Below are 24,978 nucleotides of genomic sequence, written 5' to 3' on the forward strand. Positions count from 1 at the left end.
TTCGCCGGACGGGCAATTGCCGCCCGGCGTATCCGCTATGCGTTTGACCAGCTTTGAATAGCGTCAACGTCATCCAGGTTTCCGTGAGTCACCTGATACGATTTTTTCAAAATCACATCGGTATATTGGGTTAACTCCCTGAAAATCCCTTTATTTAAGGCCTCATAGCGACGGGCGTTTTGTTCAACCGGTATAAATACATCTTTCACCCGAACCATATTTTGGATGGCTGTTTCATAGGAAGGATACAGGCCCAATCCAACCGCAGTGTTGATTGCGGCTCCGAGGCTTGCACAGCCGTTAATGGCGTTGCGTCGAGCCGGCAGGTTGAACACATCGGCAAAGATTTGCATAAACAGATCGCTGTTCGAACCCCCGCCGGTAATGATGATGTGTTTAGCGAAATGGTTCATTTCATTGCACATATTGTCGTAGTTATTCTTCAACGTCAGCGCAACGCTTTCCAGAATCGAGCGGTAAATCCACGCATAGTCCATGCTGGAGTCAAAGCCGATCATAATGCCGCGTTTGTACGGTTCCCATGGGTTAGTCAGCCAGTCCAGCACGGTCATCAGGCCGTTACAGCCTGGAGGGACGACTGAGGCTTTTTTATTGAGCAGATCCTCTGGCGAAAGTCCCTGCGCTTTGGCGTCCTGAATCAAGGATTCGCCCAGCATGTCCCTCAGCCAACTGACCGTCCACATCCCCTTACGAATGCCGTAGCCTTCATACAGCAGCGTTTCAGGAATAGAGGACATAATTGGCCAATACGCCACAGGATCCTTTGGCAACTGCTTGCCGTTCATCATCAGAGCGATATAGGTACCTAATGAGATCACCGCTGTTTCATCATCCAGCAGTCCTGCGCCAAGCGCTTCGACCGGCTTATCGCTGGTGGTGCAGACAACGGGTAAACCCGCTGGGAAGCCGGTGGCAAGAGCGGCCTGTTCAGTAAGATGACCTAAGATTGTCCCCGGCATCTGCACGTCAAAGAGCATGTGGCGTGGGATGTTAAACTTCTTCATCACCTCGTCATCGTCGCTCCACGACCAGGTTTTATAATCCACCGGCCATTGACCAAAGTAGTTGGCGATATTGTCTTTGAACTCTCCGGTTAAGCGGTGCGACAGATAACCGGAAAATGAGGTGACCCAGGCCACATCAGGATTGGTATGCCCATAAGGCCGGGTAACGCGGGCGTCCTGCCAGCTGATTAGCGGCTCCGCTGGCGTGCCGTCGGCTTTAAGCAGCGCGCGACAGCAGCGGATGGAGCCGAGCCCGATACCGACGATATCTTCGATACGGCCCGCAAACTGACTCATCAGATCTTTTCCGGCGAAGCATAAAGAGGTCCATAAATCATCGTCGGGATGTTCTGCGGTATCGGCATCCGGGGTGTGCATCGGCTGCAGGAGCCCTTTCCCTTCACAGACCACGTTTCCTTGCAGGTCGTACATCACGACTTTGGTGCTCTGGCTTCCGCCATCAATTCCAATGATGTATTTCTTTGACATTATTATTCTCCTTTAAATTTTCACCATTACTCGCCGATAGTCTCAGTGGCCAGCGATGTCTCGTTTTTTGGTGTGGCGTCGGTGCTACGTATTTTTCTGAACAGCAGGAAGGTAAAGAGGAGCACCATGCACAGCGCGGCTAGGCCCATCAGCCACATATTACGGTAAGCTTCCTCGGCAGGAAGGGTGTCCTGCCAGTAGCCGACAATGGGATAAACAAAAACATCGGGTAGGAAGCCGATTACTGAGCAGATACCGACGGTGGTTCCCATGATGTAGTTGGGTGTTCTTGCTTCGCCAGGACAGGCCCAGTAGAGCCCGCGCGAGGCGTAGCAGGTAAAACCCAACAGCAGAATCAGGCCAATCCCCATGGCGACGGATTGCGGATTTGAGTTGGTTGCCAGAAGCGCGATAAGCGCCAGCACCCCAACGATCGACAGCAGCTGAATGACACGGGTTGGCGATTTCACCTTGCTATATGTTGTGATAATGCCGCCCAGCGGACCGCAGATGGCGCGGAAAATTTTATTGATTACGATCCCCATATAGCTCGCGGCCACCAGCGACATACCGTACATTTCCGTCAGATAGTTGGTGGAGTAGCTGAGGATGGCATAGATAGTAAAGACGCCAAAAATCACCATGCTGCAGTACCAGGTGGTGCTGATGCGTAGCACGGCGAGAATATCGCGTAGCTGGAATGCTTTTTTATCTTCTGTCGCAGTGTTGCTGTGCTGAGGGGCATCGCTGACGAAGAACCAGCACAGTATTCCCAGCAGAATATAAACCACGCTGTAGATAATAATTACTGTCTTCAGGCTGTTGCTGTCATCGGGTTCGAACCGGGAAAATGCCCACATGGTAAATACCGCCAGCGACATTACGCCCACGCCGCGCAGCCCCTCCATCCAACCCATGATTTTGCCTTGCTCGCTATGGTCGCCAAGCAGAGAAGCCGCTTTAATTGATACCGACCACAGCATCAGAATCGTGGTGATAGCAAAGGCGACCTGAATACAAAGCATGACCCATAGCGGTGGATAAGTCGCCATTAATAAGCCGAGCAGGCCAGTGATAATCATGGCTGAGGTAATCATTTTGCGATGAGAAAATTTATCTGCAATAACTCCGCTAGGGGCATAAAGAATAATAGCAGCGATACCAAATGTACTCATAATTAGTCCGATTTCGGTATTGCTGAATCCCATGAATTTTGCCATTGGGATCTGATATATATACCTTAAATAGGCAAGGTCAAAGCTGACGCCGCCGCTAAAACTAATAATGGCGAGAGTTATCCAACGGCGATATGAAGTCTGTTGCATATCGTAATCTCATATTAAATATACCCGTCATATTTCAGGTTGCTGATACGTTGGCTGCATTTATTTACCGGAATCACTTACTGCATTAAGCTCATCGGGATTTGTTTACTTGCCGCCGTCCTGCAACTCGAATTATTTTGGTATAGACGAAAAAAAGAGAAAAGTAAGCCACCTTTTTCAGGTGGATTACTTTTCTCTGGTCTCTAGTAATTGCAATTAGGAATATCACGTCAGCGTTGTTTTTAGTGTGAGAATAGTCACGATTCGTAGTTTTATGTTTAATTGTGATGTGAAATAGTCATCTGTGATTACGATCACATTAGAGATTTGAGGGTTGTGCTAAAAATTTACCCCAGTTACCAGAGATAATGAGAAAGGTGACTTCCCCTTAACGGGGGAAGTTGCCTTTCTTTTTTTTTGCCTAAAAGAATTTGGAGCCAAACTATGTCGATCGAATCACTTAATGCATTCTCAATGGATTTCTTCTCTCTGAAAGGTAAAACGGCGATTGTTACCGGCGGCAATAGCGGACTGGGCCAGGCTTTTGCTATGGCGCTGGCGAAAGCTGGGGCAAATCTATTTATCCCTAGCTTTGTGAAAGATAACGGAGAAACGAAAGAAATAATTGAAAAGCAAGGTGTTGCAGTTGAATTCATGCAGGTGGATATCACCGAGAAAGGTGCACCTGAGAAGATTATCGCCGCTTGCTGCGAACGCTTTGGCACGGTAGATATTCTGGTCAACAATGCCGGGATTTGTAAGCTGAATAAGGTATTGGACTTTGGTCGTGCAGACTGGGATCCGATGATTGATGTTAACCTGACAGCGGCTTTTGAATTGAGCTATGAAGCTGCCAAAATTATGATTCCGCAAAATAGCGGGAAAATTATTAATATCTGTTCTTTATTCTCTTATCTTGGTGGTCAATGGTCACCAGCCTATTCTGCAACAAAACATGCGCTTGCTGGTTTTACTAAGGCATATTGCGATGAGTTAGGTCAATATAATATTCAGGTTAACGGTATTGCTCCAGGTTATTATGCGACCGATATTACATTAGCTACCCGTAGTAATCCTGAAACTAACCAGCGCGTACTGGACCATATTCCTGCCAATCGCTGGGGAGATACTCAGGACTTAATGGGGGCTGCCGTATTCTTAGCCAGTCAGGCATCAAATTATGTTAACGGTCACCTGTTAGTTGTCGATGGTGGTTATCTGGTGCGTTAATTTATTATCGGTGGTTTCTGTTTTTATTATTCCGAATTAATTATCAGGAAGGAATTACTATGTCTCTATCCCGTGAAGTGATTGTTGACCAATTAAAAGAAATTGTCGGCCCTGATCGCGTTATTACCGATGAAACTGTTTTAAAACGAAACAGTATTGACCGTTTTCGTAAATATGCGGACATCCATGGCGTCTTTACCCTGCCGTTGCCAGCAGCGGTCGTCAAGTTGGGGTCGACCGAACAGGTTTCTAACGTGCTGGCGTTTATGAACCAGCATAAGATTAATGGCGTTCCGCGTACCGGTGCATCTGCGACTGAAGGTGGGCTGGAAACTGTGGTTGAGAATTCCGTGGTGCTTGACGGCGCCGGGATGAATCAAATCCTCAATATTGATATCGAAAACATGCAGGCAACCGCACAGTGTGGCGTACCGCTTGAGGTGCTGGAAAATGCGCTGCGGGACAAAGGATACACTACCGGGCACTCGCCGCAGTCTAAACCACTGGCACAGATGGGCGGTCTGGTGGCAACTCGCAGCATTGGTCAATTTTCCACGCTGTACGGCGCAATTGAAGATATGGTTGTCGGTCTTGAGGCCGTGTTGGCGGATGGTACCGTTACCCGCATCAAAAACGTCCCGCGCCGTGCTGCGGGTCCGGACATTCGCCACATTATTATCGGCAACGAAGGTGCACTGTGCTATATCACTGAAGTCACAGTAAAAATTTTCAAGTTCACCCCAGAAAATAACCTGTTCTACGGCTATATCCTGGACGACATGAAGATTGGGTTTGAGATCCTTCGAGACGTGATGGTGGAAGGGTATCGCCCATCGATCGCTCGCCTGTACGATGCGGAAGATGGCACCCAGCACTTCACCCATTTTGCCGACGGCAAATGCGTACTGATCTTTATGGCCGAGGGGAACCCGCGGATGGCGAAAGCAACCGGGGAAGGGATCGCGGAAGTGGTTGCGCGCTATCCGCAGTGCCAGCGTGTGGACAGTAAACTTATCGAAAATTGGTTTAATCATCTCAACTGGGGGCCGGAAAAAGTGGCCGCCGAGCGTGTGCAGATCCTGAAAACCAGCAATATGGGCTTCACTACTGAGGTTTCAGGCTGCTGGAGCTGTATCCATGAAATCTATGAAAGTGTGATCCACCGTATTCGTACTGAATTCCCGCATGCGGACGATATCACTATGCTGGGCGGCCATTCATCTCATAGCTATATGAATGGCACTAACATGTACTTCGTTTATGACTACAACGTCGTGGGCTGCAAACCGGAAGAGGAGATTGATAAGTACCACAATCCACTCAACAAAATCATCTGTGAAGAGACGATTCGCCTCGGCGGTTCTATGGTGCATCACCACGGGATTGGTAAACATCGCGTTCACTGGAGCAAGCTGGAACACGGTAGCGCATGGCCTTTGCTGGAGGGATTAAAGAAGCAGTTTGATCCAAACGGTATTATGAATACCGGAACGATTTACCCGATTGAAAAATAATAGCATCCGCCATACTTCGGGTTACGCAGGTGCTTTGCGTAGCCTGAATCACAATACGGCCTCTCAACCGGGAAGCCGCTTTTACCGGACCATGAAGGGGTAGAAATGAACACTTCACCGGTGCGAATGGACGATTTACCGCTTAACGGTTTTCACTGCCGCATTGCCGCGCTGACTTTCGGTGCACATCTTGTTGATGGCTATGTCCTGGGCGTCATCGGTTATGCCATTATTCAGCTCACCCCCGCCATGCAACTGACGCCTTTTATGGCCGGTATGATCGGCGGTGCCGCGCTATTGGGGCTTTTTATTGGCAGCCTGATTCTGGGATGGGTTTCGGATCACATTGGCCGCCAGAAAATTTTCAACTTCAGCTTTGTGCTGATTACCGTTGCTTCGTTTCTGCAGTTTTTTGCCACCTCGCCTGAACAGTTGATTGGTTTGCGGATCCTGATAGGGATTGGCCTCGGCGGGGATTACTCCGTGGGCCACACCCTGCTGGCCGAGTTCTCTCCGCGCCGACACAGGGGGGTTCTACTCGGCGCATTTAGCGTGGTATGGACAGTTGGTTACGTGCTGGCAAGCCTTGTTGGTCATCATTTTATAAGCGAAAACCCGGATGCCTGGCGCTGGCTGCTGGCATCGTCTGCTCTACCAGCGCTATTCATTACGCTGCTGCGCTGGGGAACGCCAGAATCGCCGCGCTGGCTGATGCGCCAGGGGCGATTCACTGAGGCCCATGCCGTGGTACACCGTTGTTTTGGTATGCACGTACAACTGGGCGACGAGGTAACGAAAGAGACGAATAAACATATCAGAACCTTATTCTCATCACGCTACTGGCGGCGTACGGCCTTTAATAGCACGTTCTTTGTTTGCCTCGTTATCCCCTGGTTTGTTATCTACACCTGGCTGCCGACGATTGCCGAAACCATTGGCCTTGAAGATGCGCTAACTGCCAGCCTGTTACTGAATGCACTGCTCATTGTTGGTGCGCTGCTGGGCCTGGTATTAACCCACCTGTTGTCCCATCGACATTTCCTGCTCGGTAGCTTTTTACTGCTCGCAGCGACATTAATCATGCTGGCCAGTTTGCCATCCGGTAGCCATTGGACGCTGCTGCTTTTCGTCTTATTTAGCACCACTATTTCGGCGGTCAGCAACCTCGTGGGGGTCTTACCAGCGGAAAGCTTTCCCACGGATATTCGCTCGCTGGGTGTGGGGTTCGCCACCTCCATGAGCCGACTCGGCGCCGCAATCAGTACAGGCTTGCTACCCTGGACTCTGGCGCAATGGGGGATGACGGTGACTCTGCTGCTATTGGCTGGGGTTTTGCTCATTGGCTTCGTGGTGACATGGCTATGGGCACCGGAGACCAAAGCGCTGCCGCTGGTGGCAGCCGGAAGCGGTGACCAAAGACAAGGAGGTAAAAATGAACATTCTATTGGCGTTTAAGCCGGAGCCTGATGCCAGCATGCTGGCAGAAAAGGATTGGCAGACTGCCACGTTGGGTACCTGCGGACCGGATGTTTTGCTATTGCGCAGTGCTATCGGTGCCGATGAGCAGGCCGCCGCAGCGCTGCTGCTGGCACAACGTGGTGCGGCCAGCGAGATGACTTTGACCGCATTAAGCATTGGTGATGAGCGTGCGCTGCACTGGTTGCGCTACTTTGCTGCATTAGGATTTGAGCGGCAGGTGTTGTTGGAGGTAGCTGGAGACCTGCGATTTTCGCCGTCGTTTATTGCCGGGCAGCTTGCTGACTGGCAGCGTAGCCACGGTGTGGAACTGATTGTCACCGGCTGTCAGAGCAGCGAGGGGCAGAATGGGCAAACGCCGTTTTTGCTGGCGGAAAAGCTGAACTGGCCCTGTTTAACCCAGGTCGAACGTTTCACCCTTGAACCACCTTTCGTTGTCGTCGAGCAGCGAACGACATCCGGTATTCGCCGCTGTCGGGTACGTCTGCCTGCGGTGATTGCCGTCAGGCAGTGTGGCGAAGTGGCGCTCCCGGTTCCTGGTATGCGCCAGCGCCTGGCCGCGGCAAAGGCGGAGGTTGTGCGCCAGGCGGTGACCGTTGAGGCGACGCCTGCGGTTCAGTGTTTGCGCTTGACTCGCCCGGAACAACGGCGCTGTGCGGAGATTATCGAAGGGGCAACGTCGCAGGAGAAAGCCAGAAACCTATGGGAGAACTATCTACGCCAGAGGATGCAGCCATGAAGATAGCGATGGTGGTGACTGTTGGTGAGAGTGCCGCGATGAGCCACTGGCTGGCGACTGCCAGCCTCGCGCCGGCAGAACTGGAGCGCTGGATTATCGATGCCGAACCGGAGGTGGCAGAACAGGTTCTTGATACACTGGTCAGCCAGTGGCGGCAGACGCCGGTCGATATGTTGATATTTCCGGCGGGTATGTTGGGCGATGAGCTGGCAACAAGGCTGGCCTCGCGTTTGCAGGGCGGTAGCGTGTGTCAGGTGCTATCAGTGAATACGCAAGAGGAGAGAGTGACGAAGTCTCACTGGGGCAATGCGCTGATTGCGACGCTGGAGGTGGCGGCCCGGCCGCTTTGCCTGTCACTGGCGCGCCAACCGAACGGTAATACGTCTATCGAATTTCCTGCCGATATGGCGACACGTCACATTACGCCAGCGGTATTACCCGATTGGCTAATCAGCGTTGAGCGTGTCGAACATTCGGGTGCCCATCCTTTGCAGGAGGCGAAGCAGGTGCTGGTTGTCGGGCAAGGTGGAGAGGGCATTGATGCCAATCAAATAGCGGCGCTGGCGCACAGTCTGGGGGCGGAAGTTGGCTTCAGCCGTGCGCGGGTGATGAACGGCGGCTATGATGCTGAACGCCTGATTGGTATCTCAGGCCATCTGCTGGCTCCGGATGTTTGTATTGTTGCGGGGGCATCTGGGGCGGCGGCGCTGATGGTGGGGGTCAGGGATAGCCGGTTTATCGTGGCGATTAATCATGACGGCAGCACGCCGGTATTTACGCAGGCTGATGTCGGTATTGTGGATGACTGGCCTGCAATACTTGAAGCGCTGGTAGTCTGTGCGGATTCATAATGCTGGATGGCGGCTAACGCCTTATCCGATCTACGGATTTGTGCGGTTTGTAGGCCCGGTAAGGCGTCAGCCGCCACCGGGCACAACGGTATTCAACTGATTAATTAAGCTGCTTCGCTAATTTCCAGACGGTGGTGTTAGTGGTTGAAAGGGCCGCAACGCCAGCTTTCATCGCATTACGTGCATCTTCTTCGTCGCAGACCAGTCCCCCGGCAATGAGCGGCTGGCGAATTTTCTCCGTCACCCATCCCAGGACTTTCGGCATACAGCCCGGAAGAATTTCAATACAGTCAGGATTAGACTGCGCTACCTGCTTATCAATATTGTGAAAAGAGATAGAGTCGACGATAAACAAGCGATGAATGCAGAAGAATCCTTCCGCTCTTGCTGCCTTTAGCATCGGTGCTTTGGTGCTGATAATGCCATCTGCCTCGGTAACCAGCTTCAGAAACTGAATAACAACCTCTTTATTGGAAGCGCCCTCCAGCAGGTCGACATGAATAAACGCATATTTACCGGCGTTTTTGATTTTCTTGACGATGTTGCTGATGGTGCAGATATTGCCGTACAGCACGGAGATAAACTGGCATTCGGAATCAATGGCCAACTGCAGGCTGGCGTTATCTTTAACGGCCGCAATGACCGGATTTTGTCGTAGCAGGTGTAGCAGGGGCATGGTGTATCCTTTTCATTCTTATTTATCCAAAACGGAATGTAATACCAAATCCGGACTCAGGATAGTGCCATTCTTTCAGCGTTGCCTCATCGCATAACAACCGGCAGGTGCCGCACTCCAGACAGCCCCGGTAGTCAATTCGTAGTTCGCCTTCCGCCGTACGTGAGAAAAGCCCTGCGGGGCAGGATTGAATCAGTAACTCGGCGATTTCTGGAGTCGGTGAGGCGGACGGAACAATATGTGGTCTGTTGGCGGGACGCCAGATGTTGCGGGCTACAGACATCGTAAACTCCTGACTAAATCGCCTGCCAGATGGCGCAGGCCGTGACGACGAAGATGACGCCAGACTATCTGGCGCAGCGGCGGAACCGGGCACTCACCCTGCCGCCACAGTTCGCGGGAGATATCATCCATCAGCGCAGGCCACTGGCGATACCAGCCGGGGCGTTGCAGCAACGCGGGCAAATGCTGGTAGCGCTGGAGAATCTCCCATAGCACGCTGCGCTCAATATCCTGATGATACTGCGCAAACAGGTTCTGTGGAGCGGTTTGCTGACAGGCTCGAACCAAGGTTTGCGCTGCCGCCTGTGCGCCGATGAGCGCCATATCCATTCCGCGCACGGTAAAGCCGGTATTAATACAGGTGCGTAGTGCATCGCCAACCAGCAGCCAGCCGTCTCCGCCGTACTGCACGGGCATGCTATGCAGACCGCCTTCGGGCACCAAATGTGCACCATACTCCAGCGTTTCGCTCCCACGTAGCAAAGGGCGCAGGGCTGGATGTGATTTGAGATTCTCTAGCAGTTCAGAGGCCGGAGCCGCGCCTTTTCCCAGCGAGGAGAGCGGGCAAACAATGCCGAATGAGAGCGTATCCTGATTGGTATAGAGGAACGCGCCGCCGGGTAGATCCCCACAGACGCCGCCAGTGAAGAGCATCGCCGCTCCCTCGCTACCTTCCAGGTGGAAGCGATCCTCCAGCGTTTTTTTCTCCAGCGCCAGGACGGCTTTGATGCCCAACGCCATCGATGAAGGAGATGGACGGGGGAGTAAACCGTGACGCTCCGCCAGTTCGCTATTGGCACCTTCCGCCAGCACGACGTAGCGGGCGCGCAGGATTTCATTATCGCAAATGACGCCGCAGACCCGACCATTTTCGTTATACAGCGCCTCAACCGTCGCCCCGGTAATACACTGGACGCCTTCGGCTTCGGCCAGGCCCACAAACCACGGATCGAAGCGGGCACGCAGCAAGCTCCAGGAGTCGCCGTTGGGCTGGAGGCTGGAATATGTCGTTGCGCCTTCGGCGGTCAGCAGGGCCAGACTTTCCTGGGTAATACGGCGTTCAAGCGGAGCAGATTGTTGAAAATGAGGAAGAAGTTCGGCAAGCGCATGACAATACAGACGCCCACCGGAAAGATTTTTACTGCCGGGGAGTTCACCGCGTTCAAGCAGTAGGACCGAAAGCCCTGCTCGTACGCAGCGTAAAGCACAAGCGGTGCCAGCTATCCCTGCACCGATGATAATAATATCAAAGTCGTCAGCCATATTGCGCCCCAGGTATCCAGAACGCATAAGCTAGCATGGCGTTATTTAAGGAAAATTGACCGCCGACACAAACGCTATAATCACTCGCCGCGGTACACGCAGCCCGCTGTGCAGGTCTCTTTCACCATTACGGCACTCAGCAGTGGGACAACCGGTTTAACCTGATCCCAAATCCATTTTGCCAGCACTTCGCTGGTTGGGTTTTCTAAGCCTGGAATATCGTTCAGATAGTAGTGATCAAGCCTGTCGTACGTCGGTTTAAACGCTGCTTTTAACTCAGAAAAATCCATAATCCAACCGGTATGAGGATCGACTTCACCGGTAATTTCAAGACGCACCATAAATGAGTGACCATGCAGACGGCCACACTTATGCCCTTCCGGTACATGCGGCAGGCGGTGAGCGGCTTCGAAGGTGAAATCTTTAAACAAGGTGGTGGACATTATTTACTCTCAAGAATGCGAAAAAACGCGGTAGGGTACCGTAAAGAGCAAATTTTATCATTAGTTATACACGTCATTCTTTAAGCTGCTTCTTTGTTGGCAACCTTTGCACGCCCCAGTCACTTACTCATGTAAGCTCCCGGGGACTTGATCAGTTGCCGCCTCGATGCCTCTTAAATTATTTAGTGTATAAAAGGATGCTCAGCACCAAAGCTACATATTCATACAATCAATATTGATTAATTATTTATATATCAAATGCTTATATAATCTGTTTTGCTGTTAATAACTATAACTAAAACAGGTTAGTTCATTTGGTTATTTGTTATTTCTATCCCTTCTTTAATTGTTACTATCCCCGCCGTTAACCTTATCTTCAGTTTGGGTTTTATTGCTGAAATCCGCTTTGCTTACTGGAACATGACAACGCATGACGACACAGGCCCCACCTTCCGCTTTGCTACCGTTAAACCCGGAGCAACTGGCACGCCTTCAGGCGGCCACGACCGATTTCACTCCCGCACAGCTTGCGTGGGTTTCTGGCTATTTTTGGGGCGTGCTGAATCAGCAGCCTGGCAGCAATGCGGTGGCGCCTGCGCCTGTCGCTGAAATGCCTGGCATTACGCTTATCTCCGCCTCGCAAACCGGTAATGCGCGTCGTGTGGCGGAAGCCCTGCGCGATGATCTGATTGCCGCGAAGCTCAACGTCACTCTCATCAACGCTGGCGACTATAAATTCAAACAAATCGCCAATGAAAAACTGCTGATCGTGGTGGCGTCGACGCAAGGCGAAGGTGAACCGGCGGAAGAAGCCGTGGCGTTGCATAAATTCATGTTCTCGAAAAAAGCGCCGAAGCTTGATAACACCGCTTTTGCCGTGTTTGGTCTTGGCGATACCTCTTATGAGTTTTTCTGTCAGGCAGGAAAAGACTTTGATACCAAATTGGCTGAGTTGGGCGGTGAACGTCTGCTCGATCGTGTAGATGCCGACGTTGAATACCAGGCCGCGGCTGCGCAGTGGCGTGCCCGTCTGGTTGATGTCCTGAAAGCGCGAGCGCCTGCGGCACCATCTGTGCAAGTGGCCGCGAGCGGTGCGGTAAACGAAGTACACTCCAGCCCATACACCAAAGAAGCGCCACTGACGGCGTCGCTTGCGGTGAATCAGAAAATTACCGGCCGCGACTCTGAAAAAGACGTGCGCCATATTGAAATTGATTTAGGCGATTCCGGCCTGCGTTATCAGCCGGGCGATGCGCTTGGCGTCTGGTATCAGAATGACCCGGCGCTGGTCAAAGAGCTGGTGGAACTGTTGTGGCTGAAAGGTGATGAACCGGTCACGGTTGACGGCAAAACTCTGTCACTCGCTGAAGCGTTACAGTGGCATTTCGAGCTGACGGTTAACACCGGCAATATCGTAGAAAACTATGCCACCTTGACCCGTAGCGAAACTCTGCTGCCGCTTGTGGGTGACAAAGCGCAGTTGCAGCATTACGCCGCAACCACGCCTATCGTCGATATGGTGCGCTTCTCTCCGGCGCAACTGGATGCTCAGGCGTTAGTTGATCTTCTGCGTCCGCTGACGCCGCGTTTGTACTCCATTGCTTCTTCCCAGGCGGAGGTGGAAAGCGAAGTGCACGTCACCGTGGGCGTGGTGCGTTATGAGATAGAAGGTCGTGCCCGTGCTGGCGGTGCTTCCAGTTTCCTCGCCGACCGCGTGGAAGAAGAAGGTGAAGTTCGCGTGTTCATTGAACACAACGACAACTTCCGTCTGCCGGCGAACCCGCAGACGCCGGTAATTATGATTGGACCGGGTACGGGGATTGCGCCGTTCCGTGCATTCATGCAGCAGCGTGCGGCTGACGGAGCCGAAGGCAAAAACTGGCTGTTTTTTGGTAACCCACACTTTACCGAAGATTTCCTGTATCAGGTGGAATGGCAGCGTTACGTCAAAGAGGGCGTACTGAGCCGTATCGATCTCGCCTGGTCCCGCGATCAAAAAGAAAAAGTCTACGTACAAGATAAACTGCGCCAACAAGGCGCGGAACTGTGGCGCTGGATTAACGACGGTGCGCACATTTATGTCTGCGGCGACGCCAATCGCATGGCGAAAGACGTTGAGCAGGCTTTGTTGGAAGTGATTGCCGAATTCGGTGGTATGGATATCGAAGCGGCGGATGAATTTTTAAGTGAGCTGCGCATTGAGCGCCGTTATCAGCGAGATGTCTACTAATGAGCGAAAAACATCCTGGACCATTGGTGGTCGAAGGCAAACTGACTGATGCCGAGCGCATGAAGGTTGAGAGCAACTACCTGCGCGGTACTATTGCCGAAGATTTAAATGACGGCCTGACCGGCGGCTTCAAAGGCGACAACTTCCTGTTGATCCGTTTTCACGGTATGTACCAGCAGGACGACCGCGATATCCGCGCCGAACGTGCCGAGCAAAAGCTGGAGCCGCGTCACGCGATGCTGCTGCGCTGTCGTCTGCCGGGTGGGGTGATCACCACCAAACAGTGGCAGGCGATCGACAAGTTCGCCCATGACAACACCATATACGGCAGCATTCGTCTGACCAACCGTCAGACCTTCCAGTTTCATGGCATTCTGAAGAAGAACGTTAAGCCAGTACACCAGATGCTGCACTCCGTCGGCCTGGACGCGCTGGCGACCGCCAACGATATGAACCGTAACGTGCTGTGCACCTCCAACCCGTATGAGTCTGAGCTGCACGCGGAAGCCTACGAGTGGGCGAAAAAGATCTCCGAACATCTGCTGCCGCGTACCCGCGCCTATGCAGAGATCTGGCTCGATCAGGAAAAAGTCGCGACCACTGACGAAGAGCCGATCCTCGGTCAAACCTATCTGCCGCGTAAGTTTAAAACCACGGTCGTGATCCCGCCGCAGAACGACATCGATCTGCACGCCAACGACATGAACTTCGTCGCGGTTGCTGAAAACGGCAAGCTGGTGGGCTTTAACCTGCTGGTAGGCGGTGGTTTGTCCATCGAGCATGGCAATAAGAAAACTTACGCCCGTACGGCAAGCGAGTTTGGTTATCTGCCGCTTGAGCATACGCTGGCCGTGGCGGAAGCGGTGGTGACGACGCAGCGTGACTGGGGTAACCGTACCGATCGTAAAAACGCCAAAACCAAATACACGTTGGAACGCGTGGGCGTTGAGACCTTTAAAGCTGAAGTTGAGCGCCGGGCGGGGATCAAGTTTGAGCCGATCCGTCCGTACGAGTTCACCGGTCGCGGCGATCGTATCGGCTGGGTGAAAGGGATCGACAATAACTGGCACCTGACGCTGTTTATTGAAAACGGCCGTATCCTGGATTATCCGGGCCGCCCGCTGAAAACCGGTCTGCTGGAGATCGCGAAGATCCACAAAGGGGATTTCCGCATTACCGCGAACCAGAACCTGATCATTGCTGGTGTTCCTGAGAGTGAAAAGGCGAAGATCGAGAAGATTGCGCAGAAGAGTGGCTTAATGAATGCGGTGACTCCGCAGCGTGAAAACTCGATGGCCTGCGTCTCGTTCCCAACCTGTCCGCTGGCGATGGCGGAAGCCGAGCGTTTCCTGCCAACATTTATCGACAATATCGATACGCTGATGGCGAAACACAGCCTGAGTGATGAAAACATTGTCATGCGAGTGACCGGCTGCCCGAACGGTTGCGGTCGTGCGATGCTGGCGGAAGTTGGCCTGGTGGGGAAAGCACCCGGACGTTACAACCTCCATTTAGGGGGCAACCGTATTGGAACTCGCATTCCCCGGATGTTTAAAGAGAACATCACCGAGCCGGAAATTCTGGCATCGCTGGATGAACTGATTGGGCGCTGGGCGAAAGAGCGCGAAGCGGGTGAAGGCTTCGGTGACTTTACGGTGCGTGCGGGCATCATTCGCCCGGTGCTCGATCCTGCGCGTGATTTCTGGGAATAATGTGAAACTGACTTATCGGGTCTACTGAATTTCTAGGCCTGATAAGCGTAGCGCCATCAGGCAAGGCAAACAGTGAGGAACTTATGTCCAAACTCGATCTCAACGCGTTGAACGAACTGCCGAAAGTTGAACGCGTTATGGCGTTGGCGCAAACCAACGACCAACTGGAAAAATTGAGCGCCGAGGATCGCGTGGCGTGGGCGCTGGAAAACCTGCCTGGTGAATATGTACTGTCATCAAGCTTTGGTATCCAGGCGGCAGTGAGCCTGCACCTGGTAAATCAGATTCGCCCGGATATCCCGGTGATCCTCACCGATACCGGTTATCTGTTCCCGGAAACCTACCAGTTTATTGATGAATTAACGGACAAGCTCAAGCTTAATCTGCAAGTCTACCGGGCAAAGGAAAGTGCGGCCTGGCAGGAAGCGCGCTACGGTAAACTGTGGGAGCAGGGCGTTGAAGGCATTGAGAAATATAATGACATCAACAAAGTCGAACCGATGAACCGGGCGCTGCAGGATCTGCACGCGCAAACCTGGTTTGCCGGTCTGCGCCGTGAGCAATCGGGCAGTCGTGCGCATTTGCCGGTGCTGGCTATCCAGCGCGGTGTGTTTAAAGTTCTGCCGATCATCGACTGGGATAACCGTACGGTTTACCAGTATCTGCAAAAACACGGCCTGAAATACCATCCGTTGTGGGATCAAGGTTATCTGTCGGTTGGCGATACCCACACCACCCGCAAATGGGAGCCGGGTATGGCGGAAGAAGAGACGCGCTTCTTCGGATTGAAGCGCGAGTGCGGACTGCACGAAGGGTAACAGGAAAGTGGTCCGGTAAGATTTACACCCTATCGGACCCCTTCTTCAGGATTTACCCGCTTTTGCCAGTTCTTTTACCAGCGGCAGCATAATGCGTACCACGTCGCGGCTACGATGCTCTATCCGGCCCGGTAACGCTTTATCGATATGCTGCTGGTTATCCAGTCGCACATCGTGCCAGCTGTTGCCTGCCGGGAATGAGGCGCTTTTGGCTCGCTGTTGATAGCCATCTTTCTTGCCCAGGTTCCAGTTGGTCGCTTCAACGGAGAGAATGGCAATCCCTGCGTTGTCGAAGACCTCTGCATCGTTACAACATCCAGTGCCTTTCGGATAGTCTTTGTTCAGACCAGGATTGGTGCTGGCAACGATACCGCGACTGTGCGCGATAGCCAGTGCCCGGTCGCGCGTCAGTTTTCGCACCGCTTCCGGGGTTTTCTTACCGCTATTGAAATAGAGCTTATCACCGACAATCAGGTTATCGAGGTTGATAACCAGCAGCGTGTTTTTCTTCTCGGCGGCGCTCATTCGCTTCAGAATGTTCTCCGCGCCCAGTTTGCCTTCTTCCTCGCCGCTGGTGGCGATAAATCGGATGCCGTATTGCATCGGCACGTTTTTGAGTTTTTCCGCCAGTTCCAGCATCACGCCAACACCTGCGGCGTTGTCATCGATACCTTGCAGGGTTAATCCGCCCAGATTGGCATCGGAATCGGCGTCGCTTTGTGCGGCGTAGGTGTCGAGGTGCGCCATAATAATAATCTGCTGCGGCGCTTTGCCTTCATGTGCAGCAATAACGGTGCTTCCCGTTACGTTATGCCAGTTTTTACGGTTATCTTTGGCGGTATAAACATAACGGCTGTTAAACGTCCGAATATCACTGCTGTAGCCCATCTGCTGAAATTGCTGACGTATATAATCAGCAGACAACATTTCAGCCGGAGATCCCGTCACGCGGCCTGGGAAAAACGTTGCGATATATCGAGCCTGGGTATTTGCGATATCTCCAGGTTTGGAAGATGTTGCCTGTGCAGGAAGGATGAAGCACGCGCCGAGTGCCATGGCAGCAAGAAGGTGGCGCAATGCGAGAAACATGATGAGTCCTTAAATACCAAGCAGAAATTTTCAACCGCTAGTATGAAACCGTGATCGAGGTAAAACAATTTCATTTGCTCCTAAATGCCCGAATTCCGGTAGCTTAAGCACTTTTTGATATTTGCTTTTCCGGATCGTTATTCCTTTGAGGAACTACTCATTCCAATTCGTAATTTCATTCGTCCCCTTGCCCTCCCTATAGTCAGGTTATCTGAGCATCGTTAGCAATATAACGGCATTACATAGGAACGGTTATGGATCAAAAACGACTTACCCACCTGCGGCAACTGGAAGCGGAAAGCATCCATATTATTCGTGAGGTGGCCGCCGAGTTTTCTAATCCGGTGATGATGTATTCCATCGGCAAAGATTCCAGCGTAATGCTGCATCTGGCGCGCAAAGCGTTTTATCCTGGTACGCTGCCGTTCCCATTACTGCACGTTGATACTGGCTGGAAATTCAGCGAAATGTACGAGTTTCGTGACCGCACGGCGAAAGCCTACGGCTGCGAACTGCTGGTGCATAAAAACCCGGAAGGGGTGGCGATGGGCATCAACCCGTTTGTCCACGGCAGCGCCAAGCATACTGACATTATGAAAACCGAAGGGCTGAAGCAGGCGCTGAATAAATACGGTTTCGATGCCGCGTTTGGCGGTGCTCGTCGTGACGAAGAGAAATCGCGTGCCAAAGAGCGTATTTACTCCTTCCGCGATCGTTTTCATCGCTGGGACCCGAAAAATCAGCGCCCGGAGCTGTGGCACAACTACAACGGACAGATTAACAAAGGCGAAAGCATCCGAGTATTCCCGCTCTCCAACTGGACCGAACAGGATATCTGGCAGTACATCTGGCTGGAAAATATCGACATCGTACCGCTGTATCTGGCGGCGGAGCGTCCGGTGCTGGAACGCGACGGCATGCTGATGATGATTGATGACGACAGAATCGATCTGCAACCCGGGGAAGTGATTAAAAAACGCATGGTGCGTTTCCGTACGCTCGGCTGCTGGCCGCTGACAGGCGCAGTAGAGTCGAATGCGCAGACGCTGCCGGAAATTATCGAAGAGATGCTGGTCTCAACCACCAGTGAACGTCAGGGCCGCGTGATTGACCGCGACCAGGCGGGCTCCATGGAGCTGAAGAAACGTCAGGGGTATTTCTAAGGAGCCGCCATGAACACGACACTTGCACAACAAATTGCTAATGAAGGCGGCGTTGAAGCCTGGATGGTTGCCCAGCAACACAAAAGTCTGCTGCGCTTTTTAACCTGCGGTAGCGTGGATGATGGGAAAAGCACCCTGATTGGCCGTCTGCTGCACGACACGCGTCAGATTTATGAAGATCAGCTTTCATCGCTGCACAATGACAGTAAACGTCACGGTACTCAGGGCGAAAAGCTCGATCTGGCGTTATTAGTTGACGGCTTGCAGGCCGAGCGCGAGCAGGGCATCACCATCGACGTGGCTTACCGTTATTTCTCTACCGAGAAGCGTAAATTTATCATTGCGGACACTCCCGGGCATGAGCAGTACACCCGTAACATGGCGACCGGCGCTTCGACCTGCGATCTGGCGATCCTATTGATCGATGCGCGTAAAGGCGTGCTGGATCAGACGCGTCGTCACAGCTTTATCTCCACGCTGCTTGGGATCAAACACCTGGTGGTGGCGATCAACAAAATGGATCTGGTGGATTTTAGCGAAGAGACATTTAATCGCATTCGCGAAGACTATCTTACTTTTGCTGAACAACTGCCGGGCAGCCTGGATATCCGGTTTGTGCCGCTCTCTGCGCTGGAAGGCGATAACGTGGCTTCGCAAAGCGCCAGTATGCCGTGGTACAGCGGTCCGACGCTGCTGGAAGTGCTGGAAACCGTTGAGATCCAGCGCATTGTTGATACTCAGCCGATGCGCTTCCCGGTGCAGTATGTGAACCGACCGAATCTGGATTTCCGCGGTTATGCCGGAACGCTGGCTTCAGGTAGCGTGAAGGTCGGGCAGCGCGTCAAAGTGCTGCCGTCCGGCGTTGAGTCCAGCGTAGCGCGGATCGTGACTTTTGATGGCGATTTACAGGAAGCGCATGCGGGTGAAGCGATCACCCTGGTGCTGAAAGATGAGATCGATATCAGCCGGGGCGACCTGTTACTTGATGCCGGCGAAACGCTGCCGACAGTACAAAGCGCTGCTGTTGATGTGGTGTGGATGGCGGAACAACCGTTGTCGCCAGGACAGAGCTACGACATAAAAGTCGCAGGCAAGAAGACCCGCGCACGCGTAGATAGCGTGCAATATCAGGTCGATATAAACAACCTGACCCAGCGTGACGTTGAAGCGCTACCGCTGAACGGCATCGGTCTGGTTAATCTGACCTTTGATGAGCCGCTGGTGCTGGATACCTATCAGCAGAATCCGGTTACGGGCGGGCTGATTATCATTGATCGCCTGACCAACGTTACCGTTGGCGCGGGACTGGTGCGTGAGCCAATCGTCCAGGAGCTCGCCAGCGCTTCTCAGTTCAGCGCGTTTGAGCTGGAGCTTAATGCACTGGTGCGTCGCCACTTCCCACACTGGGGTGCGCGCGATCTGCTGGGAGGCAAATAATGGCGCTGCATGACGAAAACGTCGTCTGGCATGCCCATCCTGTTACACCGCAACAGCGGGAACAACGCCACGGTCATCGTGGTGTTGTGCTGTGGTTTACCGGGCTGTCAGGTTCCGGTAAATCCACGGTAGCAGGGGCGCTGGAAGAGGCGCTGCATAAGGTAGGGGTGAGCACCTATCTGCTGGATGGCGATAACGTGCGTCACGGGCTGTGCAGCGATCTCGGTTTTAGCGATGCCGATCGCAAGGAGAATATTCGTCGGGTTGGCGAAGTGGCTAACCTGATGGTAGACGCCGGCCTGGTGGTGTTGACTGCGTTTATCTCCCCGCATCGCGCCGAGCGACAAATGGTTCGCGAGCGCGTGGGCGAAGGGCGTTTTATTGAGGTTTTTGTCGATACGCCACTGGCAACCTGTGAAGCACGCGATCCAAAAGGGCTGTATAAAAAAGCGCGAGCGGGGGAGTTGCGCAATTTCACTGGAATTGATTCGGTTTACGAAGCGCCTGAATCGCCAGAGATTCATCTTGATGGTGAACAATTGGTAACAAATTTGGTTCCCCAATTATTAGACCTGCTGAGGCAGGAAGATATTATCAGATCCTGAGACACCCGAGCTTGCACGCCCGGTCAGTCACGGTCACAGGATTAGATATGCGTAACAGCCATAACATTACTATTACAGAGTCAGATACCTTCGCTGCCGACGACGAAACCACCTGGTCACTTCCAGGAGCCGTGGTCGGTTTTGTCGCATGGTTGCTGGCGCTGGGATTCCCGTGTCTGATGTATGGCCCTAACACACTGTTTTTCTTCCTCTATACCTGGCCCTTTTTCCTCGCGTTGTTGCCCGTGGCGATAGTGGCGGGTATTGCCCTGCATTCGCTATTGAAGGGACGGTTGCTGCTGAGCATTACCTGTTCCCTGCTGGTGGTTGGTGCAATGTTTGGCGCACTTTTTTTATGGTTATTAGGTTAAGATCACGTCTATTTCACATGATCGTCGCTGTTGTTCACTCTCTGGCCATAATTCAAACCGTAACCAACAATGAGATTATGTTCTCCTTACATGGGGTATACGTAACAACGGGCAAATGTGGTACATTTGCCCGCGTTGTCGCGGCATTCCCGTTCGTTGATGTAAAGTCGTCAGCGGAGTTTATGGGATGTTGATGCCGTTTTTCAGGGGGCAGGATGGGTAAACTAACGTTGCTGTTGCTGGCTTTATTAGTCTGGCTACAGTATTCGCTGTGGTTCGGTAAGAACGGCATACATGACTATAGTCGCGTCAACGATGATGTTGCGGCGCAGCAAGCTACAAACGCGAAACTTAAAGCGCGTAACGATCAGCTCTTTGCCGAAATTGACGACCTCAATGGCGGGCAAGAGGCTATCGAAGAGCGCGCGCGCAACGAACTCAGCATGACTAAGCCAGGCGAAACCTTTTATCGTCTGGTGCCTGACGCGTCTAAACGCGCTCAGACTGCAGGGCAAAACAATCGATAAACCGTCCAGGGATTTAACATGGCAGCCACTTTAATGGACGTTTGCGCCGTGGTGCCGGCTGCCGGGTTTGGCCGCCGAATGCAAACAGAGTGTCCTAAGCAGTACCTCTCTATTGGCAATAAAACCATTCTTGAACACTCGGTTGATGCGCTGCTGGCTCATCCCCGGGTGACGCGAGTCGTCATCGCTATCAGCCCAGGCGACAGCCGCTTTGCCCAACTGCCACTCGCAGCGCATCCGCAAATTACCGTAGTGGATGGAGGCAACGAGCGTGCCGATTCTGTCCTTGCCGGTTTACAAGCCGCAGGTGAGGCCAGTTGGGTACTGGTACATGATGCCGCGCGTCCGTGTCTGCACCAGGACGATTTATCCCGTTTGCTGGCAATAAGTGAAACCAGCCGCATCGGCGGGATCCTTGCCGCGCCGGTGCGCGACACGATGAAACGCGCGGAGCCGGGCCGAACAGACATCGCCCATACGGTCGATCGCACCGATTTATGGCATGCGTTAACGCCGCAATTTTTCCCTCGCGAGCTGTTGCACGACTGCCTGACCCGTGCGCTAAACGAAGGCGCAACCATTACGGACGAAGCCTCGGCGCTGGAATATTGCGGTTTTCATCCGCAGCTGGTCGAAGGACGCGCTGACAACATCAAAGTCACGCGTCCGGAAGATCTGGCGCTGGCGGAATTTTATCTGACCCGAACTATCTAGATACATCATTCTTCAGACTACCTGGAGGATGCTGTGTATATCAGGAGAAGGCATAATGCGAATTGGACACGGTTTCGACGTACACGCTTTTGGCGGAGTTGGCCCAATTATCATTGGTGGTGTGCGCATCCCGTATGAAAAAGGATTGCTGGCGCATTCTGATGGCGACGTGGCGTTACATGCGCTAACTGATGCTCTGCTGGGCGCGGCTGCGCTGGGGGATATCGGCAAACTCTTCCCGGACACCGACCCGGCCTTTAAAGGTGCAGATAGCCGTGAATTATTGCGTGAAGCCTGGCGGCGTATTCAGGCCAAAGGCTATACGCTTGGTAATGTGGATGTGACGATCATTGCTCAGGCGCCGAAGATGCTGCCGCACATTCCGCAAATGCGCGTGTTTATTGCCGAAGATCTCGGCTGCCATATGGATGATGTTAACGTGAAAGCGACCACCACGGAAAAACTCGGTTTTACCGGGCGTGGGGAAGGGATTGCCTGTGAAGCGGTGGCGTTACTCATTAAGGCAACGAAATGACTGCGTTTGAAGATCTGACGTATCTCCATGGCAAACCACTGGGCCATGGCGTTCTTAAAGCGAATCCGGAAGACTTTGTCGTCGTCGAAGATTTAGGCTTCGAACCCGATGGCGAAGGCGAGCACATTTTGGTGCGTATCCTGAAAAACGGCTGTAATACCCGTTTTGTGGCTGACGCGCTGGCGAAGTTCCTGAAAATTCACGCCCGTGAAGTGAGCTTTGCTGGCCAGAAAGACAAGCATGCGGTCACGGAACAGTGGCTGTGTGCGCGCGTGCCGGGCAATGCGATGCCTGATTTAAGCAAATTTGAGCTTGAAGGCTGTAAAGTGCTGGAGTACGCGCGCCACAAGCGTAAGCTGCGTTTAGGGGCGCTGAAAGGCAACGAATTTACGCTGGTGCTGCGTGAAGTAAACCAGCGAAATGACGTTGAAGCGCGTTTGCAGGCGATTAGCGAGCGCGGCGTACCGAATTATTTTGGCGCTCAGCGTTTTGGTATTGGCGGCAGCAACCTGCAAGGGGCGCTGCGTTGGGCGCAAAGCGATGCGCCGGTACGCGATCGCAATAAACGCAGTTTTTGGTTGTCGGCGGCCCGTAGCGCGTTGTTTAATCAGATAGTCAGTGAACGCTTGAAAAAAACAGACTTTAATCAAGTTGTTGACGGCGATGCGCTACAATTGTCGGGACGCGGAAGTTGGTTTGTCGCCACGCAGGAAGAACAGACCGAATTACAGCGTCGCGTCGATGATAAAGAATTGATGATTACAGCGGCATTACCGGGCAGCGGTGAGTGGGGAACTCAGCGCGACGCGCTGGCGTTTGAAGCAGCCGCTATTGCCGATGAAACCGCGCTGCAGTCTCTGTTATTGCGTGAGAAAGTCGACGCGTCGCGTCGCGCTATGTTGCTGTATCCACAACAATTAAGCTGGAACTGGTGGGATGACGTAACCGTTGAGTTACGCTTCTGGCTACCGGCAGGTAGCTTCGCCACCAGTGTTGTAAGGGAACTTATTAACACAATGGGTGATTATGCGTATATTGCTGAGTAACGATGATGGGGTCCACGCACCCGGTATACAAACGCTGGCGAAAGCGCTGCGTGAGTTTGCTGACGTACAGGTGGTTGCCCCGGATCGTAACCGCAGTGGCGCGTCTAACTCGCTGACGCTGGAATCCTCACTTCGCACGTTCACCTATGATAACGGTGATATCGCCGTACAAATGGGTACACCTACCGATTGCGTCTATCTGGGCGTGAACGCATTAATGCGTCCGCGTCCGGACATTGTCGTGTCTGGAATTAACGCAGGTCCTAATCTGGGCGATGATGTTATCTATTCCGGTACCGTTGCGGCGGCGATGGAAGGTCGTCACCTGGGCTTCCCTGCGCTGGCGGTCTCACTTGATGGGCATAAACACTACGATACTGCTGCCGCAGTAACCTGCCGAATCTTACGGGCGCTGAGTCGTGAACCGCTGCGCACCGGGCGCATTTTGAATATCAACGTGCCGGATTTACCGCTGGATCAGATTAAAGGTATCCGCGTCACCCGCTGCGGTAGCCGTCATCCTGCGGATCAGGTGATCCCACAGCAGGACCCGCGCGGTAATACGTTGTACTGGATCGGGCCGCCGGGCGAAAAGTGCGACGCCGGACCGGATACGGATTTTGCCGCCGTCGATGAAGGCTATGTTTCCATCACGCCGCTGCATGTCGATTTAACCGCATATGGCGCGCATGAAGTTGTTTCTGACTGGTTAGACAGCGTGGGAGCCGACACGCAATGGTAAGCAGACGCGTACACACTCTTCTTGAACAATTACGTGCGCAGGGCATCAGAGATGAGCTTGTTCTCGATGCACTTGCCGCCGTGCCGCGTGAAAAATTCATTGATGAGGCGTTTGAACATAAGGCCTGGGACAATATTGCCCTGCCGATTGGTCAGGGGCAGACGATTTCGCAGCCCTATATGGTTGCGCGGATGACTGAGCTGCTTGAGTTAACGCCGCAGTCCCGGGTGCTGGAAATTGGTACCGGCTCTGGCTACCAAACGGCGATTCTGGCGCACCTGGTGCACCATGTATGCTCTGTTGAGCGCATTAAAGGTTTGCAGTGGCAGGCGCGTCGCCGCCTTAAACAGCTTGATTTACATAATGTTTCTACCCGTCACGGTGATGGATGGCAGGGCTGGCAAGCGCGAGCCCCGTTTGACGCTATCATTGTTACGGCAGCGCCGCCTGAGATCCCAACCGCATTGATGATGCAGTTGGATGAAGGCGGCATTCTCGTCTTACCCGTGGGCGACGAGCACCAGTTTCTGAAACGGGTGCGTCGTCGGGGAGGCGAATTTATTATCGATACCGTGGAGGCCGTACGTTTCGTTCCCTTAGTAAAAGGGGAGCTTGCGTAGATACTGGCGCTGAATACCTGGAGTTTTCCTGGATATTCTGGAATTAGTAAGCGTAT

At 52.9% G+C, this 24,978-nt stretch carries 25 protein-coding genes; 18 read left to right on the plus strand and 7 right to left on the minus strand.

Features of this window, described 5'->3' with window-relative positions; all coding sequences use genetic code 11:
- Positions 1–35: 35 nt before the first annotated feature.
- Together BZK41_RS15355 and BZK41_RS15360 are read right to left on the minus strand one after the other, a co-directional pair.
- Positions 36–1,514 (minus strand): FGGY-family carbohydrate kinase, encoded by a 1,479-nt coding sequence (locus BZK41_RS15355; protein WP_079938704.1) that lies wholly within the window; start codon positions 1,512–1,514, stop codon positions 36–38.
- Positions 1,515–1,540: 26 nt separating this feature from the next.
- The gene (locus BZK41_RS15360; RefSeq protein WP_079938705.1) at positions 1,541–2,839 is read right to left on the minus strand and encodes an MFS transporter; all 1,299 of its coding nucleotides are present in this window, start codon (positions 2,837–2,839) and stop codon (positions 1,541–1,543) included.
- Positions 2,840–3,283: 444 nt separating this feature from the next.
- On the opposite strand from BZK41_RS15360, the gene BZK41_RS15365 reads away from it, so the two are divergent.
- From BZK41_RS15365 to BZK41_RS15385, 5 genes are all read left to right on the plus strand, one after another.
- Positions 3,284–4,069, plus strand: coding sequence for an SDR family oxidoreductase (locus BZK41_RS15365; RefSeq protein WP_079938706.1), 786 nt, complete (start codon positions 3,284–3,286; stop codon positions 4,067–4,069).
- A gap of 59 nt (positions 4,070–4,128) precedes the next feature.
- The gene (locus BZK41_RS15370; protein WP_079938707.1) at positions 4,129–5,583 is read left to right on the plus strand and encodes an FAD-binding oxidoreductase; all 1,455 of its coding nucleotides are present in this window, start codon (positions 4,129–4,131) and stop codon (positions 5,581–5,583) included.
- 105 nt (positions 5,584–5,688) lie between these two features.
- Positions 5,689–7,038 carry an MFS transporter gene (locus tag BZK41_RS15375; protein ID WP_249417990.1) on the plus strand — a complete coding sequence of 450 codons (1,350 nt, stop codon included), beginning with the start codon at positions 5,689–5,691 and terminating at the stop codon, positions 7,036–7,038.
- A complete protein-coding gene (locus BZK41_RS15380; protein WP_079938708.1) occupies positions 7,016–7,798 on the plus strand; it encodes an electron transfer flavoprotein subunit beta/FixA family protein in 783 nt (260 codons plus the stop codon). Before BZK41_RS15375 ends, BZK41_RS15380 begins: the two co-directional genes overlap by 23 nt.
- Positions 7,795–8,649: an electron transfer flavoprotein subunit alpha/FixB family protein gene (locus BZK41_RS15385; protein ID WP_079938709.1), complete on the plus strand. Its 855-nt coding sequence runs from the start codon at positions 7,795–7,797 to the stop codon at positions 8,647–8,649. Before BZK41_RS15380 ends, BZK41_RS15385 begins: the two co-directional genes overlap by 4 nt.
- A gap of 100 nt (positions 8,650–8,749) precedes the next feature.
- Here BZK41_RS15385 and BZK41_RS15390 read toward each other — a convergent pair whose 3' ends face one another.
- The 4 genes from BZK41_RS15390 to queD form a co-directional block, all read right to left on the minus strand.
- On the minus strand, positions 8,750–9,325 hold the full coding sequence (locus BZK41_RS15390; RefSeq protein WP_006687043.1) for a glycerol-3-phosphate responsive antiterminator: 576 nt from the start codon (positions 9,323–9,325) through the stop codon (positions 8,750–8,752).
- 22 nt (positions 9,326–9,347) lie between these two features.
- On the minus strand, positions 9,348–9,608 hold the full coding sequence (locus BZK41_RS15395; protein WP_079938710.1) for a ferredoxin family protein: 261 nt from the start codon (positions 9,606–9,608) through the stop codon (positions 9,348–9,350).
- Positions 9,599–10,870 (minus strand): FAD-dependent oxidoreductase, encoded by a 1,272-nt coding sequence (locus tag BZK41_RS15400; protein ID WP_079938711.1) that lies wholly within the window; start codon positions 10,868–10,870, stop codon positions 9,599–9,601. Before BZK41_RS15400 ends, BZK41_RS15395 begins: the two co-directional genes overlap by 10 nt.
- Before the next feature lie 80 nt (positions 10,871–10,950).
- Entirely contained in the window at positions 10,951–11,313 is a 363-nt protein-coding gene (gene queD / locus BZK41_RS15405; RefSeq protein ID WP_043017394.1) for a 6-carboxytetrahydropterin synthase QueD, read from the minus strand.
- Positions 11,314–11,743: 430 nt separating this feature from the next.
- Between queD and cysJ the strand changes: the two genes are divergently transcribed.
- The 3 genes from cysJ (at position 11,744) to cysH (ending at position 16,073) form a co-directional block, all read left to right on the plus strand.
- Complete coding sequence (gene cysJ, locus BZK41_RS15410) at positions 11,744–13,543, plus strand: NADPH-dependent assimilatory sulfite reductase flavoprotein subunit (protein ID WP_079938712.1); 1,800 nt, start codon at positions 11,744–11,746, stop codon at positions 13,541–13,543.
- Complete coding sequence (gene cysI / locus BZK41_RS15415) at positions 13,543–15,255, plus strand: assimilatory sulfite reductase (NADPH) hemoprotein subunit (protein WP_079938713.1); 1,713 nt, start codon at positions 13,543–13,545, stop codon at positions 15,253–15,255. Before cysJ ends, cysI begins: the two co-directional genes overlap by 1 nt.
- An 83-nt stretch (positions 15,256–15,338) precedes the next feature.
- Positions 15,339–16,073: a phosphoadenosine phosphosulfate reductase gene (cysH, locus tag BZK41_RS15425; RefSeq protein WP_079938714.1), complete on the plus strand. Its 735-nt coding sequence runs from the start codon at positions 15,339–15,341 to the stop codon at positions 16,071–16,073.
- Positions 16,074–16,118: 45 nt separating this feature from the next.
- Here cysH and BZK41_RS15430 read toward each other — a convergent pair whose 3' ends face one another.
- Complete coding sequence (locus BZK41_RS15430; protein WP_079938715.1) at positions 16,119–17,162, minus strand: aminopeptidase; 1,044 nt, start codon at positions 17,160–17,162, stop codon at positions 16,119–16,121.
- A gap of 254 nt (positions 17,163–17,416) precedes the next feature.
- Between BZK41_RS15430 and cysD the strand changes: the two genes are divergently transcribed.
- The 10 genes from cysD to BZK41_RS15480 all read left to right on the plus strand — a co-directional run bounded on the left by cysD (position 17,417) and on the right by BZK41_RS15480 (position 24,922).
- Positions 17,417–18,325, plus strand: coding sequence for a sulfate adenylyltransferase subunit CysD (gene cysD, locus BZK41_RS15435; RefSeq protein ID WP_003034152.1), 909 nt, complete (start codon positions 17,417–17,419; stop codon positions 18,323–18,325).
- 9 nt (positions 18,326–18,334) lie between these two features.
- Positions 18,335–19,762 (plus strand): sulfate adenylyltransferase subunit CysN, encoded by a 1,428-nt coding sequence (cysN, locus tag BZK41_RS15440; RefSeq protein ID WP_079938716.1) that lies wholly within the window; start codon positions 18,335–18,337, stop codon positions 19,760–19,762.
- Positions 19,762–20,367 (plus strand): adenylyl-sulfate kinase, encoded by a 606-nt coding sequence (gene cysC / locus BZK41_RS15445; RefSeq protein WP_079938717.1) that lies wholly within the window; start codon positions 19,762–19,764, stop codon positions 20,365–20,367. Before cysN ends, cysC begins: the two co-directional genes overlap by 1 nt.
- 47 nt (positions 20,368–20,414) lie before the next feature.
- Positions 20,415–20,738 carry a DUF3561 family protein gene (locus tag BZK41_RS15450; RefSeq protein ID WP_079938718.1) on the plus strand — a complete coding sequence of 108 codons (324 nt, stop codon included), beginning with the start codon at positions 20,415–20,417 and terminating at the stop codon, positions 20,736–20,738.
- A 215-nt stretch (positions 20,739–20,953) separates the two neighbouring features.
- Positions 20,954–21,265 (plus strand): cell division protein FtsB, encoded by a 312-nt coding sequence (gene ftsB / locus BZK41_RS15455; protein WP_003034163.1) that lies wholly within the window; start codon positions 20,954–20,956, stop codon positions 21,263–21,265.
- An 18-nt stretch (positions 21,266–21,283) separates the two neighbouring features.
- Positions 21,284–21,979: a 2-C-methyl-D-erythritol 4-phosphate cytidylyltransferase gene (gene ispD, locus BZK41_RS15460; protein ID WP_079938719.1), complete on the plus strand. Its 696-nt coding sequence runs from the start codon at positions 21,284–21,286 to the stop codon at positions 21,977–21,979.
- Between the two features lie 55 nt (positions 21,980–22,034).
- Entirely contained in the window at positions 22,035–22,514 is a 480-nt protein-coding gene (ispF, locus tag BZK41_RS15465) for a 2-C-methyl-D-erythritol 2,4-cyclodiphosphate synthase (protein WP_003034167.1), read from the plus strand.
- Positions 22,511–23,560 carry a tRNA pseudouridine(13) synthase TruD gene (gene truD / locus BZK41_RS15470; RefSeq protein WP_079938720.1) on the plus strand — a complete coding sequence of 350 codons (1,050 nt, stop codon included), beginning with the start codon at positions 22,511–22,513 and terminating at the stop codon, positions 23,558–23,560. Before ispF ends, truD begins: the two co-directional genes overlap by 4 nt.
- On the plus strand, positions 23,541–24,302 hold the full coding sequence (surE, locus tag BZK41_RS15475) for a 5'/3'-nucleotidase SurE (RefSeq protein WP_003825728.1): 762 nt from the start codon (positions 23,541–23,543) through the stop codon (positions 24,300–24,302). The genes truD and surE overlap by 20 nt, the downstream gene beginning before the upstream one ends.
- On the plus strand, positions 24,296–24,922 hold the full coding sequence (locus tag BZK41_RS15480; RefSeq protein ID WP_003034172.1) for a protein-L-isoaspartate(D-aspartate) O-methyltransferase: 627 nt from the start codon (positions 24,296–24,298) through the stop codon (positions 24,920–24,922). Before surE ends, BZK41_RS15480 begins: the two co-directional genes overlap by 7 nt.
- The last annotated feature ends 56 nt before the right edge of the window (positions 24,923–24,978 follow it).

The sequence above is a fragment of the Citrobacter sp. A316 genome (assembly GCF_002042945.1).
Lineage (GTDB): Bacteria > Pseudomonadota > Gammaproteobacteria > Enterobacterales > Enterobacteriaceae > Citrobacter > Citrobacter portucalensis.